The 17,862-nt window shown below is 64.7% G+C and carries 23 protein-coding genes; 10 read left to right on the top strand and 13 right to left on the bottom strand.

Translation table 11 applies throughout. The annotated features are described in order from the left end of the window. The 3 genes from BV95_RS11480 to BV95_RS11470 all read left to right on the top strand — a co-directional run. A partial coding sequence (locus tag BV95_RS11480; RefSeq protein WP_037451617.1) for an AMP-binding enzyme occupies positions 1-180 on the top strand: 180 nt, incomplete at its 5' end. A gap of 100 nt (positions 181-280) precedes the next feature. After that, positions 281-520 carry a DUF6894 family protein gene (locus BV95_RS23045; protein WP_062792068.1) on the top strand — a complete coding sequence of 80 codons (240 nt, stop codon included), beginning with the start codon at positions 281-283 and terminating at the stop codon, positions 518-520. Between the two features lie 42 nt (positions 521-562). Continuing rightward, positions 563-1,315, top strand: a complete 753-nt coding sequence (locus BV95_RS11470) for a Crp/Fnr family transcriptional regulator (protein WP_037451613.1) — start codon at positions 563-565, stop codon at positions 1,313-1,315. A gap of 4 nt (positions 1,316-1,319) precedes the next feature. On the opposite strand, the gene BV95_RS11465 is transcribed toward BV95_RS11470, so the two are convergent. The 4 genes from BV95_RS11465 to BV95_RS24300 all read right to left on the bottom strand — a co-directional run bounded on the left by BV95_RS11465 (position 1,320) and on the right by BV95_RS24300 (position 4,121). Next, positions 1,320-2,339, bottom strand: a complete 1,020-nt coding sequence (locus BV95_RS11465; protein ID WP_037451610.1) for a sensor histidine kinase — start codon at positions 2,337-2,339, stop codon at positions 1,320-1,322. Positions 2,340-2,628: 289 nt separating this feature from the next. Beyond that, positions 2,629-3,375 (bottom strand): Crp/Fnr family transcriptional regulator, encoded by a 747-nt coding sequence (locus BV95_RS11460; RefSeq protein WP_037451607.1) that lies wholly within the window; start codon positions 3,373-3,375, stop codon positions 2,629-2,631. Positions 3,376-3,723: 348 nt separating this feature from the next. Beyond that, positions 3,724-3,957 (bottom strand): hypothetical protein, encoded by a 234-nt coding sequence (locus BV95_RS11455; RefSeq protein WP_037451604.1) that lies wholly within the window; start codon positions 3,955-3,957, stop codon positions 3,724-3,726. Continuing rightward, positions 3,954-4,121 (bottom strand): hypothetical protein, encoded by a 168-nt coding sequence (locus BV95_RS24300; protein WP_169804660.1) that lies wholly within the window; start codon positions 4,119-4,121, stop codon positions 3,954-3,956. The genes BV95_RS11455 and BV95_RS24300 overlap by 4 nt, the downstream gene beginning before the upstream one ends. 300 nt (positions 4,122-4,421) lie before the next feature. Here BV95_RS24300 and BV95_RS11450 point away from each other — a divergent pair, with 300 nt between their 5' ends. Further along, on the top strand, positions 4,422-5,012 hold the full coding sequence (locus BV95_RS11450; RefSeq protein WP_234703161.1) for a Crp/Fnr family transcriptional regulator: 591 nt from the start codon (positions 4,422-4,424) through the stop codon (positions 5,010-5,012). A 232-nt stretch (positions 5,013-5,244) separates the two neighbouring features. On the opposite strand, the gene BV95_RS11445 is transcribed toward BV95_RS11450, so the two are convergent. Together BV95_RS11445 and BV95_RS11440 are read right to left on the bottom strand one after the other, a co-directional pair. After that, positions 5,245-6,156 (bottom strand): HWE histidine kinase domain-containing protein, encoded by a 912-nt coding sequence (locus BV95_RS11445; protein ID WP_037451598.1) that lies wholly within the window; start codon positions 6,154-6,156, stop codon positions 5,245-5,247. After that, a complete protein-coding gene (locus BV95_RS11440) occupies positions 6,153-6,881 on the bottom strand; it encodes a Crp/Fnr family transcriptional regulator (protein ID WP_234703160.1) in 729 nt (242 codons plus the stop codon). Before BV95_RS11440 ends, BV95_RS11445 begins: the two co-directional genes overlap by 4 nt. A 100-nt stretch (positions 6,882-6,981) precedes the next feature. Between BV95_RS11440 and BV95_RS11435 the strand changes: the two genes are divergently transcribed. After that, complete coding sequence (locus BV95_RS11435; RefSeq protein WP_037451593.1) at positions 6,982-7,368, top strand: response regulator; 387 nt, start codon at positions 6,982-6,984, stop codon at positions 7,366-7,368. A 45-nt stretch (positions 7,369-7,413) separates the two neighbouring features. On the opposite strand, the gene BV95_RS11430 is transcribed toward BV95_RS11435, so the two are convergent. Further along, entirely contained in the window at positions 7,414-7,980 is a 567-nt protein-coding gene (locus tag BV95_RS11430; RefSeq protein ID WP_051749729.1) for a hemerythrin domain-containing protein, read from the bottom strand. A gap of 221 nt (positions 7,981-8,201) precedes the next feature. On the opposite strand from BV95_RS11430, the gene BV95_RS11425 reads away from it, so the two are divergent. Together BV95_RS11425 and BV95_RS11420 are read left to right on the top strand one after the other, a co-directional pair. After that, positions 8,202-9,095: an iron-containing redox enzyme family protein gene (locus BV95_RS11425; protein WP_037451591.1), complete on the top strand. Its 894-nt coding sequence runs from the start codon at positions 8,202-8,204 to the stop codon at positions 9,093-9,095. A 5-nt stretch (positions 9,096-9,100) separates the two neighbouring features. After that, complete coding sequence (locus BV95_RS11420; protein WP_037451588.1) at positions 9,101-9,448, top strand: response regulator; 348 nt, start codon at positions 9,101-9,103, stop codon at positions 9,446-9,448. A 13-nt stretch (positions 9,449-9,461) separates the two neighbouring features. On the opposite strand, the gene BV95_RS11415 is transcribed toward BV95_RS11420, so the two are convergent. From BV95_RS11415 to BV95_RS11395, 5 genes are read right to left on the bottom strand one after another with little or no spacing between them, the layout of a single operon-like run. After that, entirely contained in the window at positions 9,462-9,659 is a 198-nt protein-coding gene (locus tag BV95_RS11415) for a hypothetical protein (protein ID WP_013848834.1), read from the bottom strand. Continuing rightward, on the bottom strand, positions 9,656-10,438 hold the full coding sequence (locus BV95_RS11410; RefSeq protein ID WP_037451584.1) for an SDR family NAD(P)-dependent oxidoreductase: 783 nt from the start codon (positions 10,436-10,438) through the stop codon (positions 9,656-9,658). Before BV95_RS11410 ends, BV95_RS11415 begins: the two co-directional genes overlap by 4 nt. 22 nt (positions 10,439-10,460) lie before the next feature. Beyond that, positions 10,461-11,066 carry a DUF4142 domain-containing protein gene (locus BV95_RS11405; RefSeq protein ID WP_234703159.1) on the bottom strand — a complete coding sequence of 202 codons (606 nt, stop codon included), beginning with the start codon at positions 11,064-11,066 and terminating at the stop codon, positions 10,461-10,463. A gap of 24 nt (positions 11,067-11,090) precedes the next feature. After that, complete coding sequence (locus BV95_RS11400; protein WP_037451580.1) at positions 11,091-12,284, bottom strand: zinc-dependent alcohol dehydrogenase; 1,194 nt, start codon at positions 12,282-12,284, stop codon at positions 11,091-11,093. Then, positions 12,284-12,874 (bottom strand): SRPBCC family protein, encoded by a 591-nt coding sequence (locus tag BV95_RS11395; protein WP_234703158.1) that lies wholly within the window; start codon positions 12,872-12,874, stop codon positions 12,284-12,286. Before BV95_RS11395 ends, BV95_RS11400 begins: the two co-directional genes overlap by 1 nt. Before the next feature lie 162 nt (positions 12,875-13,036). Here BV95_RS11395 and BV95_RS11390 point away from each other — a divergent pair, with 162 nt between their 5' ends. Then, complete coding sequence (locus BV95_RS11390) at positions 13,037-13,954, top strand: DMT family transporter (RefSeq protein WP_234703157.1); 918 nt, start codon at positions 13,037-13,039, stop codon at positions 13,952-13,954. Positions 13,955-14,103: 149 nt separating this feature from the next. Here BV95_RS11390 and BV95_RS11385 read toward each other — a convergent pair whose 3' ends face one another. Next, the gene (locus tag BV95_RS11385; protein WP_037451577.1) at positions 14,104-14,859 is read right to left on the bottom strand and encodes an enoyl-CoA hydratase-related protein; all 756 of its coding nucleotides are present in this window, start codon (positions 14,857-14,859) and stop codon (positions 14,104-14,106) included. Between the two features lie 94 nt (positions 14,860-14,953). On the opposite strand from BV95_RS11385, the gene BV95_RS11380 reads away from it, so the two are divergent. After that, positions 14,954-15,925 (top strand): bile acid:sodium symporter family protein, encoded by a 972-nt coding sequence (locus BV95_RS11380; RefSeq protein ID WP_037451574.1) that lies wholly within the window; start codon positions 14,954-14,956, stop codon positions 15,923-15,925. Between the two features lie 227 nt (positions 15,926-16,152). Then, positions 16,153-17,763, top strand: coding sequence for a phytoene desaturase family protein (locus BV95_RS11375; protein ID WP_037451571.1), 1,611 nt, complete (start codon positions 16,153-16,155; stop codon positions 17,761-17,763). The last annotated feature ends 99 nt before the right edge of the window (positions 17,764-17,862 follow it).

Genomic DNA, 17,862 nt, shown 5'->3' with positions numbered 1-17,862 from the left:
ACCCTGAAGGACAGCCTGCCCGAAGCCGACATCCAGACCTTCCTGCGCCAGTCCATCGCTGGCTATAAGGTGCCCCGCAGCATCATCGCCGTCGACGCCCTCCCGCGCGACGATAGCGGCAAAATCTTTAAACGACGGCTGAAAGACCAGGTGAAGTCAGGCGAACTGCTGGCGGCATGAGCCGCCGGTCCATGGCAGGGCGGGCATAGGCCCGGCCTTGCCATGATCGCCATCATCACCGTCTTCGGGAACAATCGCGCAATTCCCGATTTTATCCTGCATGCCGATATTTCACATTCATCTCCACAATGATGAAGATGTCATCGACGAAGCGGGTCAGGAATTTGCGGACGCCGCGTCCGCAAAAGCACATGCCGTCAGAAGCGGGCGCGAAATCATTGCGGAACATGTCCTGTACGGACGACCCATAAACCTGAACCATCGCCTGGTGGTCGAGGACAATCGACGGCAGCGGCTGGAGACGGTATATTTCCGCGATCTGCTGAATATCGATGGTTGACCGACCCGCGAATATTGGTTCGTCCTCAAGCGGAAACGCCGGATGACTGCCCCGCATCCAGCCTTGCGCCTGTTTCTGCGAAGGCTATCGCTGCGGTCCCGCCTGACGGAGGAAGAACAACAGGCGATCCTCGCGATGCGCGGGCATGTCGGACAGGCGCTGCCCAACCGGGACATCGTGCCGCCCGGCCACCGGGTCGACCATAGCTGCCTGGTGGCGGAGGGGCTGGCCGGACGTTTCGGGCAACTGCCCGACGGGATGCGGCAGATCACCGCCATCTACATTCCCGGCGACATGTGCGACCTGCATTCGGCGATGCTGCCCCGCGTCGAATGGGCGTTGCAGGCGCTGTCCGCGCCGCTAACCTATCTGAAAATCCCGCATGGCGAATTGTTGAGGGTGTCGCGCACCTATCCGGCTGTGGCGGAGGCCTTTTGGCGCGATTGCGTGGTCGACGCCTCCATCATCGCCCAATGGGTGGTCAGCCTGGGCCGGCGCAGCGCCGTGGCGCGGGCGGCGCATCTGCTTTGCGAAATGGCCCTGCGGATCGAAAGCGCGGGCCAGGGAACGCGCACGGTCTTCGACTTTCCCGCGACCCAGATCCATGTGGCCGACGCCCTGGGCATTACGGCGGTGCATATGAACCGCGTGGTCCGTTCGCTCCGGCAAAGGGGCGTGCTGGCCTGGACGGGGCGGACGATCCGGATTCTGGATTGGGACGCGCTCGTCCATATCGGCAGTTTCGACGAAGGCTATCTGGAATTCCACCCCGATGCCGAACGACGCCCCATGTGACGCCCTATGCGACGAGACGGCTTTTCCTGAAGCGGATGTCGATCTTCAAACCGTCGCCCCTCCATTCCCGGCTGAGCGTGCCGCCCGTCCCCCGCAGCGCCGCCTGCTCCAGCGCGGTTCCGAACCCCTCGCGTTCCGGCGCGGAGCCCAGTTTCGGGCCGCCATATTCCACCCACTGGATCGAAACTTCCTCGTCATCGGCGACGACATGGATGTCCAGCCTCCCGTCCGGGGTCGACAGCGCGCCATATTTCGCGGCGTTGGTCGCCAATTCATGCAGCAGCAGCGCCACCGACGTGAAGGCGCCGCCGCCGACCGGCATATCCTGACCGCGAACCGATATGCGCCGCCTGTCCCCAAGCTCATGCGGGGCCAATATGGCCTCCAGCAGGGAAAAGAGCGTCGCGGACGCCTCTACCGATCCTTCCTTGTCCAGGTCCGGCAGCGTCAGTTGGTGCGCGGCGGCAAGGGCCATCAGCCGCGACGTCAGGTCGCGGGTCAGATCCTCCACGCTACCGGCGGATCGCGCGCTGAGGGTGACCAGCCCGGTCGCCAGGGCGAACAGATTCTTCACCCGATGCTGCATTTCCCGCAACAACAGGCTCTGCATGGCGGCGGCCCGCTTTTGCGCGGTGATGTCGCGGGCGATCTTGGACGCGCCCAGAATCTGCCCGGCGGCGTTGCGGACCGGGGAAACCGTCAGCGATATTTCGACCAGCTCGCCATTTTTGCGGCGGCGGACCGTTTCGAAATGATCGATCCGCTCTCCGGCCCTCAATCTTGCAAGGATCCTGTCCTCTTCGTGCAGCCGGTCCTCAGGGATGACGATCGTGATCGGCTTGCCGATCGCCTCTTCGGCGGAATAGCCGAAAAGGCGGCACGCGCCGCGATTCCAGGTGGTGATGATCCCGTCCAGCGTCTTGCTCAAAATGGCGTCGTCGGAATTTTCGACGATGGCGGCCAACAGGGCGCCGGCCTCGATCTGCGATCCCGCGCCCGCTTCAGACCCTGATAAATGGGACAAAATCGTTCACCTCAAAAGCCTTTCCAGCATGACGCTATCCGCCGCTCGACAGAAAGGCGAAGGGAACCCCCTAATAGGTCCGAAAAGCAAAAGCATTTAACGAGGTTAAGAATCCTGCACCCGCTAACGCTTCGCCGGAGCGACCGATGCGGGTGAGAAGCGCTCTCCAATTCCTCCCCATCGAGAGATGGGGAGGGGGACCAGCCGAAGGCTGGTGGAGGGGAAATTTCGGAGGTCGTGCCCCATTCCCCTCCACCATGCTTCGCGCAGGGAGGAATTAAACCTCCCCTTAAGCCTCATATCGATGCGGCCTGCCCAATCGCGACCAGGCCTCATGCCCGGCGAAGCGGGGCGGCAGGTTGGGGGCCAGGGCGCGCAATCCTTGCAGGTTCCGGATGAATATCCTCCCCCGCGAACGCTGGAGGCAGCCGGTTTCGTCAAGCCGCCGGAGCGACCGGTTCACATGCACCGTCGTCAGCCCCAACAGATCGCCAAGCTGTTGCTGGGTGATGGGAAAGTCGAAGCCGCCGTCCGTCACCGCATCCGTGGCGACCAGCCGGTCATGAAGGTCCAGCAGAAAGGCGGCCAGCCGTTCCAGCGCCGAAGTCGCGCCGATCCAGCTCAGCTTCTGCATCAGCGCCACCCGCTCCCTTTGCGTGCTGAGGAAAAGGCCGACCGCCAGCCGGGGGCTTTCCGCGAACATCTTCCCCAGTGCGGCGCTGGAAATGGAGGAGACGACCGCATCCGTCAGCGCCTCCAGCGTCTCGCCCGAAACCATCAGCGCCAGGCTGGGAAATCCCAATATGTCGCCGGGTAGGTTCAGCTTCACGATCTGCCGCCGCCCGTTGCGCAACATGATCGAGGAACCCACCCATCCTTCCATCAGGAAAAAGACGCCGCCGACCTCGTCCCCCTCCCGCCGGATGACCTGTCCGCGCAAAATCTTTCGCCTGCTGAGAGTCCAGCTTTGCGTGATCTCCACATCCTGCGGCGTTAGGGGCACAAACTCTTCTAGGCGATGAAAGGGTGGTTGCACGCAGGTCTCCGGAGAACTGCGGCTTTCATCCAGCTTTTAGTGATGTTTCGCATTTACAAAGGTTAATCGCTGCCGATTAGCATTGGGGCGATACGGCCTGGGCAGCGTGGACAAATTCGGAATGTCGGGAAATGGCCAAATGGCGAACTTTAAATCCTCCCTACGCAAAGCGTGGGGAGGGGGACCGCGCGAAGCGTGGTGGAGGGGAAGCTTCGGAGGTCGTGCCCCTTTCCCCTCCACCAGCCTGCGGCTGGTCCCCCTCCCCATCTCTCGATGGGGAGGAATAGGATGGGTCCGCTTCCCACCCAAATCCTCTATCCGGCAAGTTTTGAACTTGTCCACTCCGCCTTAGCGATCGTCCCCCATATTGCCGTTTGCGTTGGGCGGAATGGCGTTCGACCCGCTACGGGGAACGGGCGCGGTTCCGGCATTGCCCGGCGCGTCGTCCGTCCGGTCGACAGCCGCTCCGTTGAACAGCGCGCGGTTTCCCTCCGCGTCCCCGCCGTCGCAGGCGGACAGGCTCAGGAGCAGAATCGCGGCGCCGGCGGCCGGCCCGGCCCGGCATCCTCTTGCCGTGATCATCCGACCATCTGCATGGCCAGGCGTTTCGCCCGGTACCGGCTGGCCAGGTCGCGGTGCAGCCTGACCATCTGCGGATGGGCGCCCCTCGCCTCCGCGTCGGCGGCCTTCGCCACTTCTTCCCGCTCGCGCGCGGAAAAATAGGCTATGTCGATTTCATCCATCATATCCTCGCTCCTTTTCCCGAAGGATAGGCACAAAGGATAGAACGGCCCCGCGACAAGCGCACCGCCGGACCTGCTAACCTGTCTCAAGCCCAGGGTCGTTCAGACATGGCGCAGCGGAAATCCGCCGCCGCTTTTCCTGCCGTCCCAATTATTTGCACTTTGGCAACATAAGTGAATCCGCCGTCAACCGGATCGGCTATGGTGACGTCAGGTTCAATGCACATTGTCCCAGGGGGGCTCGACGCGGAGTAGCCCATGTTAAGCCAGGTCGCACAGGACAGAAGCCCAGTTCACTTCCGAATGCACCAGTTTCTGGCGCGGGAAAATGAAAAGCCCGAAGCCATGCTGCATCTTCAGGAAGGATGGGCCTGCCGGTACCGGCTGCTGCCCGATGGGCGTCGTCAGATTACCGGACTCTATTTGCCGGGGGATTATTGCGATCCCCAATGGGCGCTGGGTGGACTGCCGTCGCAGCCGATCGTGGCGATCACCAATGTCCGGGCGCTTCAGCTTCCCTGCCGGGCTTCCCATGCCGGTCTGGACGGCCATCACGGCTTTGGGCAGGCGCTGTCCGACGTCATCGAGCGGCAGGCCAACTGGCTGGTCACCCTGGGACGCAAGACGGCCATGGAACGGGTCGCCCATCTGCTGGTCGAATTGTTCGAACGCATGCGCAAGGCGGGCCTTGCCTATGGACAGCAATGCGCGATGCCGCTCACCCAGATCGAAATCGCCGACATGACGGGCCTGACCCCGGTCCATGTGAACCGCACCCTGCAATCCATGCGGGCGAAGGGGCTGGTGGAACTGCAATCCAAATGGCTTCGCATTCCGGAACTTCAGGCCCTGCGCGAAGTGGGCGCGCTGACCCCGCAGGAAGCGGCGGCCTGACGGAATGTCGGGAAATGGCCATGAGCGGACATCAATTCCTCCCTGCGCGAAGCGTGGGGGGGGGGACCGCCGCTAAAAGCGGTGGTGGAGGGGAAAAGCACAGGTCGTGCCCCATTCCCCTCTACCATGCTTCGCATGGTCCCCCTCCCCATCTCCCGATGGGGAGGAATAGGATAGGTCCGTTTTCCACCCACATCCCCCGTCCGGCGAGTCCTGAATTTATCCACGCCGTCTAATTCCCGCCGTGGAGCAGCCTGTCCGTCACCGGCAGACGCATATGCACCTTGAACTTCTGTACCGTGCAGTCGATGTCGGCGGTTCCGTCCAGTTCGAACGGCAGCGTCTTGGTCAGCAATTCCATGCCGAATCCGGAATGCTCGACCGGCGCATAGGGCCCGCCTGATTCCGTCCAGACGATGTGCAGCGCGCGGGGCGGCGCCGGGTCGATCCACCAATCGATCCTCACCTCTCCCTCGGCGCCCAGCGCCCCGAATTTCACGCTGTTATTGGCCAGCTCATGACATATCAGCGCCAGCGTCGGCGCGGACAGGATGTGCAGCCGCACGTCGGGCCCGCTCAGCACCGCCTGCTCCCCCGGCCGCACGGCGAAGGCCGCCAGTTCGTCCATGATCAGGCCATGCATCTCCACGCCATGGCTTTCGGCCAGCGCCAGATTGGATTCGATGCGGGCGACGGCATCCAGACGCCCCAGGAAATGGCTGGTCAGATGGTCGATGGAACCGCTGGTGACGGCGGTCCGGCGAAAGATCGACCGGACGTTGGCGATCAGGTTCCTCAGGCGATGCTGCACGTCGCGGATCGGATCGCGATCATCCGCCGCCGGATCGGCCCGGCCGAAACGCACCATGCAGACCCGGTAATCGGCGGCGGTCACCAGGCTCTCCACGAACACCAGCGCTTCGCACTTGCCCTCGTCCCAACTCAACCGGCCCGCCTTCCCGTCCGTCTCGGAAGGAAGCAGGCGGCCGCCAGTCAGTTCGCCGGGCTGCACGCCCAGCAACCGCGCCAGCGCCGAATTGCCGCGCAGGATGCGGTCATCGGACCCCAACTGGATCTGGGGAAAAGGACAGGCATCGAACAGGAGCAGGAAGTCGGCGCTGTCTGTCGGGGTTGCTGTCGTCACAGGGCCTCTTGCGCCGCCGGATGCAGATAGGACGGGTCGAAGGCGCAGATGCGTTCCAGGGCGGCAAGGTCGGGCACGATCAGATGACGCCGCTGCAACTCTATCAAACCCTTGCGCCGCATTTCCTGCAAAATCCGGTTGGTGTGCACCATCGTCAATCCCGTTGCGTCCGCCAGTTCCAATTGCGTGACCGGGAAGTGGAATCCGGCGTCGGTGACCATCCCCACCTTGCAAAGCCGGTGGTAAAGCTCGCAAAAGAGATGGCTCAACCGCTCCAGTGCGGTGCGCCGCCCCAGATTGACGCACCATTCGCGCTGGATCGACGCGGTGATCAGCGCGTTGATCCACATCGCCTTGGTGATTTCGGGCCGCTCCAGCGCGACTTCCTCGAACTGGCCGCGCCCCACTTCCGCCACCTTGATGGGCGTCAGCGCCGCGACGCCATGGTCGGCGCGATGCAGCAGGAAGCAGAAGGGATCGCACAAATCGCCGGGCAGCAGCAGGCTGACGATCTGCCGCCGTCCATCCGCCAGCATCTTATACCGCGCGCCCCATCCTTCCAGCAGGAAAAAGATGGATGTCAGCCGATCCCCCTGAGCGAACAGGTCGGTCCCGGTGCGCCGCGGAATGGCTGAACGGCCGACAAGGCGGTTGATCGCCTCCCGGTTTTGCCGGTCAAGCGGCCAGTGCGCGGACAGTTTCACCGCTATAATGCTGTCGTTCATCGCGATCGCAGGCATATCTAGGGATGACATTGCCGGTTTTTACCTATGTTATTTTCTGCCGCCGATACCCGTGCGACGGCTCCTGCGTCAGGAGGGACGAATGGCGAACAGGGCGACGTCCGGCACATGTTCCGTGCTGGTGGTGGAGGATGAATATTTTCTGGCGAGCGACCTTTCCGCCTTGCTGGCTGAGGAGGGATTTACCGTCATCGGCCCGCACGGCAGCCTGTTCGGCGCGTTGAAGGCGATTGGCGGCAAGGCGCCCGACATCGCCCTGCTGGACGTCAATCTGCATGGAGAGATGTGCTATCCGCTGATGGACGAACTGATCGCCCGGTCGGTCCCCATCGTCATCGCCACCGGCTATGACGGGCAGGCCCTGCCGGACCGGTTCGATGCGTGCGTCCGCGTCGCCAAACCCTATCGCCGCGATGAGATGTTGGGCGCGATCGATACGGCTCTGGCCGGGGCAAGCTGTCGGCCCTGACATCGGACGGGACCGGGTTTCGTCCATGGGTGATCGTCCTCGGTTTCAGGCCAGTTTCAGCCCTTCCTGGTTCATCCTGCGCGTCAGGTCGCCGGTCGCGCCTTCATCCAGCGCCCGCCGCAGCCGGGGGAAAAGCTCCTCCTCTTCCCGCCGCATATGCGCCTCTATATCGGTGCGGAAGGCGGCCAGCTTCTGCTGGAACGCGCCATTGTCCGCCGCCAGATCCGACAGTTCGTAGAGATATTGCTTCACATAGCCATGGTCGGCGTTGAGCGCGTCCGCCTCTTCCGTCATCCCATGTTCGCGCATGGCGGGATAGACGGCATTCTCCTCCTCCAGCGCATGTTTGCCGAGGGCATGCTTGAGCTGCATCAGCAACAGGGTGCGCCGGGCGGTCGCGCTATCCTCCGTCCTGGCCAGCCCGTCGAACAGCAGCAGCGTGGCCTTGTGCTCCGCCGCCAGCGCCTCGTCCCAATCGCCCGCCAGCATGGTGGGGGCCTGCACCATCAGCTTGCGCCCGGCCGCCCCCAGCAGCGCCAGCCCCATGCCGAGGCCCGCCCCCAGCAGGAAATGGGAATGGCGGTCGGAAGAAAGGCTCGCATGAAGCGCCATGGCATGTCTCCATCACTGTGATGGCGATTGAACGACCCGCCCCTGCCCCCGTTCCTCCGGCACGCCGCAGAGCGCCGCCAGACAAACCTATGTTATGGGAGGACTTCCAGGAGACGGCCGCAAGATCAGGTCCAAAGGTACGACTTGATCCTTGTTAACATGATTTCCCGGAACGAACCGCAGCGCTTCCGAATTCTTCCCTCATACTCCGATCGGAAGGCATGTCTGTGGCTACCCAGCTTCAATATAGTGGATCGCAATTTCTCAATCAGCCGTTTCAGGAACAACTCAGCCGCTGGAACCGGCGGCGTCTGGCGCCCGCCTTCCCGGCGGACGCGACCGCCCCCCAATTCGAGGAGGGCCGGAACATGCTCCGGCTGGAGCATGGATTTATCGAGGAATTGCGCGCCGAAGTGCGGGATGAAGCCGCCTCCGCCCCGATGGAGGCGGACGCGTTCATCGACTGGTTCGAGCGATTGAAGGCGACCGGCCCCGGCCAGCATGACCGCCTTTTCCCCTGGCTGGCCGAAGAGGCGGGCCGCGACGAACTGCGCTGGTTCCTCTCCCAGGAAGCGGCGGGCGAAGCGGGTTTCGACGATCTGGTGGCGATGACGCAGGTCAAGCTGCCCGCCCGCGCCAAGCTGGAACTGGCGCGCAACTATTGGGACGAAATGGGGCGCGGCAATGCGAAAGGCATGCATGGCCCAATGCTGGCCCAGCTTGTCGAAATCCTCGGCCTCGACACCCGAATCGACCACACGGTCTGGGAAAGCCTGGCGTTGGCCAATGCGATGACGGCGATGGCGTCATCCCGCCATTATGCCTGGCACAGCGTCGGCGCGCTCGGCGTCATCGAACTGACCGCCCCGGATCGCTCGGCGCATACGGCGAAGGGGTTGCGCCGCATCGGCCTTTCCGGTTCGGAGCGCCGTTATTTCGACCTCCATGCCGTCCTCGACATCAAGCATAGCCGGGACTGGAATGACGAGGCGATCCGACCGCTCGTCGCCGAAGACCCGCGCCGGGCGACCGCCATGGCCGAAGGAGCGCTGATTCGCCTGCGCTGCGGGGCGCGCTGCTTCGACCGTTATCGCGCCCATTTCGGACTGGAGTAGGGCGCTTGGGCCAGCATATCCTATTGGTGGAAAATGATCCGACCGTCGCCGCGCTGATCGCGGGCTTGCTGGAGGAGGCGGACTATGCCGTGGACGGGCCCCATGCCACGCTGGCGGACGGGGTGGCGGCGGTCGCGAAACATATGCCCGTAGGCGCGGTGCTGGACGTCAGGCTGGACGGCGGCGATGTCGGCCTGCTCGCGGACGATCTCGACCTGTATGACATCCCTTATATCTTCTGTTCGGGCGCGTCGGACGATCCGGTCGTCGACGCCCATCCCGCCGCGCCGCTGATCCCCCGGCCCGCGCTAGCCCGGCGGCTGGTTCCCACCTTGCGCCATTTGCTGCGCTGACGACCGGATTGCCTCAGGGCCGGGAATCCTCCCGGTCCTTTTCGGGATAATCGTCCGGCTTCACCGTGCCGACATTGGGCCGGTCCTCCACCTTTTCCTGCGGCTGCGCGCCACCGGTGCGCGGATCGGCCTTTTCCCGGCCCGGCAAGGCATCGCCCAGCGGACCGCGCGGCGTTTCGGAATCCTCGCGCGGGTCGGTTTTGCCGGTCATGATTCCTCTCCCGATCCCGGCTCCGCCATCTTGCGATGCCGCTCCGCCAGCACGGCGGCGGGCGTCACATGCGCCGCCGCGACCTGCAACTTGTTCTTCCAGCCCGACACGATATGCGCCTTGCCCGCCATCAGCGCGTTCCACCCGTCCTGCGCGACCTTCAGCGCATCGTCCTTCTCCTGCGTCCCGACGCTGGTATCCAGCATCTCCGCCCGGTCGAAAAATTCCGTCTCGGTGGGACCGGGCATCAGCGTGGTGACGGTCACGCCCCCGGCATCCTTAATCTCGTTGCGGATCGCGTCGGCGAAGCTGTCGATAAAGGCCTTGGTGCCATTATACACCGCCTGGAAGCTGCCGGGGATGAAGCCCGCGATCGACCCGGTGATCAGCACCTTGCCCTCGTCCCGCGCCACCATCGGCTTCAGCACCTTCTGCAACAGGTAAAGCGTGCCGGTGATATTGGTATCGATCACCCGCCGCCAGTCGGCCACCTCCTGATCCAGAAAGCCATGGCCCAGCCCGCGCCCCGCATTGGCGCAGAGCAGGTCCACCTGCCGCCCGTTCGCCGCCGCCAGCAAGCGGTCGACGCCCTGCAATGTGGACAGGTCCGCCTCGACCGACTGCACCTCCACTCCATGACGGCGGAAATCGCTGGCCGAAGCGTCGATCAGCGGCTCGTCCGCCACGACAAGCAGGTCATAGCCATCCTGAGCGGCCAGATGCGCCAGTTCGAAGCCGATGCCGGTCGACGCGCCGGTGACGATCGCGAATTTGCCCATGACACTCTCCTTATTGCGGGCCTTATTGCTGGGGCAGATCGGCCAGATGCTGGATATGGCTTTCCACCACCGGCACAATTTCTCCGGCGGCGCGCTTCAGCGGCGCCATGTCGCCGTCCGCCGCATAGCTGCGGTGCAGTTGCAGCGCCGCTTCATGGGCAGTCCGCTGATGCGCGGCATAAACCATGTCCACCCCGTCGGCGGGCGCGGACTTGATCGCGTCCAGCATCGCCTGCTGGTCGGATGTCAGGACCGGCGGCTTGACGGTCAGCTTCGCCTCGCCCGCGGCGGCCTTCAGCGTGGCGGTCGATTGCTGGTGCGCCTTTATCATCATGGTCGCGAAATCGCGGACCTTGGCGTTCTTCGTCTTCTCCAGCACGGCCTGCGATGACTGGATTTCGAACAGATCGCCCGCGCCAGCCTTCGCCAGATAATCCGAAGCGCTCGTCGCCTGAAGGGCAGGCGTCGCCGCCGCCATATCATTGGCCCCAGCCGCATTCTGGCCAGCCACATTCTGGCTAGCCGCGTTCATGGCCGCGCCGTCATTCGCCGCCGCGGAGTTGCCCCCGCCCTGACAGGCAGGCAGCAGCAACAGGGCGCATCCCGTCAGCAGTCCGATCCTCGCCATCTTCGCTCTCCTCATCTCACGGTTTCAGGCCGTCTGCGCCAGGTCCATGCCCGGCTTCAGCACGATCTTGGTCACTTCATTCTGCTTGTCGTGGAACAGCCTATATCCCTCCGCCGCCTGCTCCAGCGGCATGCGGTGGCTGATCAGGAAGGTCGTATCGATCTTCCCCTCCATGATCGCGTTCAGCAGTGCGGGCATATAATGCTGCACATGGGTCTGGCCGGTCTTCAGCGTCAGCCCCTTCTCCATGAAGGCGCCCAGCGGGAATTTGTCGACGAAGCCGCCATAGACGGCGGGCATCGACACCCGCCCGCCCTTGCGGCAGGCCAGTATCGCCTGCCGGATCGAATGGGTCCGGTCAGTGCCGGTGAAGGTCGACACCTTGATCTGGTCCCACACATTGTCCGCGAAGAAGCCATGCGCCTCCAGCCCCACCGCGTCGATGCAGGCGTCCGGCCCGATGCCGCCGGTAATCTCCATCAGCGCGTCATAGGTCCTGCTTTCCTCATAATTGATCGTCTCCGCGCCGAACCGGCGCGCCAGTTCCAGGCGGCGCGGAAAATGATCGATGGCGATCACCCGCTCCGCCCCCATCAGGAAGGCGGACTGGACGCAGAACAGGCCGACCGGACCGCAACCCCACACGGCCACCGTGTCGCCCGGCTCGATTTCGGCATTTTCCGCCGCCATCCACCCGGTCGGCAATATGTCGGACAGGAACAGCACCTTGTCGTCGTCGATCCCGTCGGGAATGACGATGGGACCGACATCGGAAAAGGGCACGCGGACATATTCCGCCTGCCCGCCCGCATAGCCGCCCGTCATATGGCTGTATCCGAACAGGCCGGACATGGGCTGGCCATAGGCGGCCTGCGCGATATCCTGGTTGTCGGCGGGCAGCCCGTTGTCGCAGGCGGAATATTGATGTTTCGAACAATGGAAACAGGAACCGCAGGAAATGGTGAAGGGCACTACCACCCTCTGTCCCTTTTGCAGCGTCGATTTCGGCCCGGTCTCCACCACTTCGCCCATGAATTCATGGCCCAATATGTCGCCGGACTGCATCGTCGGAATATATCCGTCGTAAAGATGCAGGTCTGACCCGCAAATCGCTGTGGACGTGATCCTGATGATTGCATCACGGGGATTGAGGATTTCGGGATCGTCCACTGTCTCCACGCGAACATCATGCTTTCCGTGCCAGGTCAGGGCGCGCATCAATCCATCTCCTCGGCCAGTTGCCGGGCCGTGCGGGCGCCGGTGGCGATTTCGCCCGTTTCCATAAGCTGCTTGAACCGGCGCAGGTCGCGGCGCGCCTGGATCGCGGGTTCGCGCTGGAACAGCTTCGCCACGACCTTGCCGATGACGCCGCCCGGCGGATCGTAGAGGATGGTCGCCGTCACCCATGTGCCGCGCCCGCCCGGTGCATCGCGAAAATCGATGCGCCCGCTGTTCGGCACGTCAGCGCCCTCCTCGGACGCCCAGCCTATCGCCTCGCCCGGCCTGTCCTCTGTGATGGCGGCGATCCATTCGACCGTGCGGCCCGCGGGCGCTTTCACGACCCAATGATATCGCCCGTCGCCCACCGCCTCGACCCGCTCGACATTCTCCATGAAGGTCGGCAGATTTTCCAGCGCCCGCCAATAATCGTAAAGCGCCTGGCGCGGCCGGTTGATGGTAACGGTCTTCGCCGACAGGCTGTCGCCCTTCGGCTCGACCAGGGACAGGGTCGCATCCTCGACCCGGTCCGCGCGCTTGGATGTGCCCGGCGGCGCGTCATCGCGCCCCGGCGTCATGGTTTCGCCCATGCCAGCCTCCTCGTTCGGATGCTGTGGCTAACCATCATATCCCCTCGCCGTTCCGGCCATTCGGGCGTTGTTAACCCAGGTAAGTCATTTTCCTGGATGCCGAACAGGGCGGGACGCATGGGATGGTCGACAATGGGGCAACGACCGCGCGACGAACGGCGCTTGACCCGGACGCCCATCGGCAGCACCAGCAATGCCATGCATGGCGCGACATCCTCCCCCTCCCGGCTGATGATCGGACGCCCGGAACTGGCGCTGATCGGCGCCACCCTGCTGTGGGGCGGCACTTTCCTGATCGTCCACAACGCGATGCGGCACAGCGGGCCGCTCTTCTTCGTCGGCCTGCGCTTCGGCACGGCGGCGCTGATCGCGCTGCCGCTGGCCCTGCCCGTCCTGCGCGGCGTCACCCGGCGCGAATGGCTGGCCGGGACGATGATCGGCATGGGCATCTTCACCGGCTATTCGCTGCAGACATGGGGCCTGCAAAGCATCGCCAGCAGCACGTCGGCCTTCATCACCGCCGCCTATGTGCCGCTGGTCCCCATCCTGCAATGGATCATCCGGCGCAGGCCGCCCCGGCTGGCGAGCTGGGCGGGCGTGGCGCTGGCCTTCACCGGACTGCTGCTGATCGCCGCGCCGGGGGACGGACTGTCGCTGGGACGGGGGGAAGCGCTGACGCTGGTCAGCACGCTCGCCATCGCGCTGGAGATCATCTTCATCAGCCTGTGGGCGGGCCGCGTCAACGTGGCGCGGGTGACGTTCATCCAACTGAGCGTGGCGTCCCTGCTGGCCTTCGCCTTCATGATCCCGGCCGGGGAAGCGATTCCGCCCTTCCACTGGACGGTGGTCATTTCGGCCTGCGGCCTGGGCCTGATGACGGCGCTGATCCAGCTCGTCATGAACTGGGCGCAGCAGAGCGTGTCCGCGACGCGGGCGACGCTGATCTATGCGGGCGAGCCGGTCTGGGCGGGCCTGATCGGCTGGATCGCGGGCGACCGCCTGCCCGCCATCGCCCTGCTGGGCGGCGCACTGGTGGTCGCCGCCGTCCTGGTCAGCGAAATCCGCTTCGGGAAAGGCTGAACCTATCCTATTCCTCCCCATCGGTAGATGGGGAGGTGGCAGCGCGAAGCGCTGACGGAGGGGAAAATGCGCAGGTCGCGCCATTTCCCCTCCACCAGCCTTCGGCCGGTCCCCCTCCCCACGCTTCGCGCAGGGAGGATTTAAACTATTTACCGCCGAAACACCGGCTGTCGCTTCTCAAAGAAGGCAGCAAACGCCTCCTGCGCCTCAGCCGACCGGAGCGTTTCCTTGAACAGCCGCGCCTCCTCCTCGATGCGCGCCGTCAGCACCGCCGGATCGCCCTTCATCAACCTGCGCGTCGCGGCCAGCGCCTGTGGCGGCTTGCTCATCAGCGCCGCAGCCTTCTTCCGCGCATGATCTAGCAATCCCTCAGCCGGGACGATCGCCGTGACGAAGCCCGCATGATCGGCGGTCTGCGCGTCCACCGGCTCCCCCAACAACAGCATCGACGCCGCCTTGGCATAGCCGAATATGGCAGGCGCCAGCAGGCTGGACCCCGCCTCCGGCACGATCCCCAGATTGACGAAGGGCGCGATGAAGCGCGCATCGGGCGCCGCATAGACCAGGTCGCAATGGAACAGCAGCGTCGTGCCCACCCCGACGGCCAGCCCCTGCACTGCGGCGACCGCCGGCTTGTCAAAGGCGGCGATGGCACGGATGAAGTCGAAGGCGGCTTCCCCGCCCTGCGGGCCCGACATGAAATCCTTCAGGTCATTGCCCGCGCAAAAGGCGTCGCCCGTCCCGGCGAACAGCACCACGCCGATCTCGTCCCGCGCCGACGCATCCGCCAGCGCCGCGGTCATGGCGCGGTACATGTCCGATGTCAGCGCATTCTTCTTGTCGGGCCGGTCGATATGGATTTCGATGACGCCCTGATTTTCGACGATGGCGATCCCTTCGCTCACGGCCCGACTCTCCCTTGCTGAATGACCGGCGACTGTTGGCCGATCCGTGCAGGTACGTCTATCCTTTTCCGACCATCCTCCCTAAAGCCGGGCCATGCGACGCCTGCGCGAGATATTGGACCCTTTCCTGCTGCTGCTGCTATGCACGGTGGCGCTCGCCTCCACCCTGCCTGCGCGGGGGGATGGCGCCCGCATCGCCGGGGCCGCCGCCGACGCCGGTATCGTGCTGCTCTTCTTCCTCCACGGCGCCAAACTGTCGCGGGAGGCGATCTGGAGCGGCGCGAAGGCATGGAAACTGCATCTGGCGACATTGGGAACGACTTTCGCGGTCTTCCCGCTGATCGGCCTCCTGACACAGCAGGCGGCGGCGATCCCGCCCTCCATGCGGGCAGGGCTGCTGTTCCTGACCCTGCTGCCCTCCACGGTGCAATCCTCCATCGCCTTCACCGCCATCGCGCGCGGCAATGTCGCCGCCGCCGTGGTCAGCGCGTCCTTCTCCAACCTGCTCGGCATCGCGCTGACGCCGTTGCTGGTCGCGCTCCTGATGGAAAGAAGCGGCACCGGCAATCTGGTCTCGCTCTCCTCGGTCGAGGATATCGTGCTGCAACTGCTGTTGCCCTTCATCGTCGGGCATCTGGCGCGGCCGTGGATCGGCGGCTTCGTGACCCGGCACAAGGCGATGCTGGGCCGGGTGGATCGCGGGTCGATCCTGCTGGTCGTCTATGCCGCCTTCAGCGCGGCGGTGGTGGAGGGGCTGTGGCATCAGGTGTCGCGGACCGAACTGCTGCTGCTGACGGCATTGTGCATTGCGATGCTGATCTTCGTTCTTCTCTTTACCCTGCTGCTGGGACGGCTGCTGGGCTTGAAGCGGGAGGATGCGATCGTGCTGCAATTTTGCGGATCGAAGAAAAGCCTGGCGACGGGCGTGCCGATAGCGGGCGTGCTGTTCCCGGCGGGCGCCGTGGGGCCGATCCTGCTGCCGGTGATGCTGTTCCACCAGATACAGTTGATGGCCTGCGCCGTGCTGGCGCGGCGCTACGCCGCTGCGGCGGAAGGAACGCCATAGCGCCTGTTGCCGGTCGGCGGCCACTGTTGTACATATGTATAAATTTAACGGCGGGGCGATGATGGAGAATGAGAGAGAGGCTTCGACCCGCCTTCCGCGGCGGCCCCACCCGCATTTCCCGCCGCGCATACCGCATATGGGGGATGAGCGGCGGCAGCTTTGGGCTTATCCCAAGCTGTGGTCCGATATCGCTTTCGACATATATCCTCCCGGATTGAGCCGGCCGCATGACCAAAGCCTATGACGCGGTCATCATAGGGGGCGGGCATAACGGCCTGGTCTGCGCCTTCTATCTGGCGCGGGCGGGCTATAGCGTGCGCATCCTCGAACGCCGCGCCATCGTCGGCGGCGCCGCCGTGACGGAGGAATTCCACCCCGGCTTCCGCAATTCGACAGCCAGCTACACGGTCAGCCTGCTGAACCCCAAGGTGATCAGCGACATGCGGCTGGCCGACCATGGCTATCGCGTGCTGGAACGGCCGATCAGCAATTTCCTGCCGCAACCCGACGGCCGCTATCTGAAACTGGGCGGCGGCATCGAACGCACCCAGGCCGAATTCGCCAAGTTCAGCGCAAGGGACGCCACCGCCCTGCCCGCTTATTATGACGCGCTGGAGGTGGTGGCGGACCTGCTGCGCGACATGACGCTGCGGGCCCCGCCCAACGCAGGCGACGGGCTGGCGATGGTCATGGCGGCGCTGCGGCAGGGACGACGGATCGGCGGTCTGTCGCTGGAGCAGCAGCGCGACGCGCTGGACCTGTTCACCAAGTCGGTGCGCGGCTTTCTGGACGGCTGGTTTGAGAGCGAGGCGGTGAAGGCCGCCTTCGGCTTCGACGCGGTGGTGGGCAATTACGCCTCTCCCGACGCGCCGGGCAGCGCCTATGTCCTCCTCCACCACGTCTTCGGCGAGGTGAACGGGAAGAAGGGCGTCTGGGGCCATTGCGTCGGCGGCATGGGGTCGATCACCCGGATCATGGCGCAGGTGGTACGCGCCATGGGCGTGGAGATCAGCCTGGAGGCCCCGGTGGCATCCGTGCTGGTCGACGGATCGCGGGCCGTCGGCGTCCGTCTGGCAAGCGGGGAGGAGGTGATGGGCAAGGCCGTCATCGCCAATGTCGGGCCAAAGCTGCTCTACGAACGGCTGATGGCCCCCGGCGACCTGCCGCCCGATTTCCTGAAACGCATAAGGGGGTTCAGGACCGCCTCCGGCACCTTCCGCATGAATGTGGCGCTGTCGGCGCTGCCCAATTTCACCTGCCTGCCTGGCGCTGGCGAGCATCACCAGTCGGGCATCGTCATCGCCCCGACCCTCGACTATATGGACCGCGCCTATATGGACGCGAAGCGGGACGGCTGGTCGAAGCAACCGATCATAGAGATGCTGATCCCCTCCACCGTGGACGAAAGCCTCGCGCCTGCGGGCTCCCATGTGGCCAGCCTCTTCTGCCAGCAATTCGCCCCCGAACTGCCCGACGGACGCAGTTGGGACGATGAGCGGGAGGCGGCGGCGGACCATATCGTCGCGACGGTCGACGCCCACGCGCCCGGCTTCGCCCGCTCGATCATCGCCCGCGACATCCTCTCGCCCCTCGATCTGGAGCGGAAATTCGGTTTGGTCGGCGGCGACATCATGCACGGCAACATGACGCTGGACCAGCTATGGGCGGCGCGGCCGGTACTGGGGAACGGGGCCTATCGCGGCCCGCTCAAGGGCCTGTACATGTGCGGCGCGGGCACGCATCCGGGCGGCGGCGTGACCGGCGCGCCGGGGCACAATGCGGCGCGCGAAGTCATCAGGGACGGCGCGCTGCTGGGGCGGTGGTTCGGACGGGGGTAAGACCTCCTTCTCCCCTCCCTTCCAGGGAGGGGTTGGGGGTGGGTGCCGCCGAGGCACTCGGCGGCCCAGCGCCAACTTGATGGCGAGCCAGGGGAGCAT

It is taken from the genome of Sphingobium chlorophenolicum, assembly GCF_000722875.1.
GTDB lineage: Bacteria > Pseudomonadota > Alphaproteobacteria > Sphingomonadales > Sphingomonadaceae > Sphingobium > Sphingobium chlorophenolicum.
Note: the sequence above shows the minus strand (reverse complement) of the source record. Positions and strands in the feature narration are given on the sequence as shown.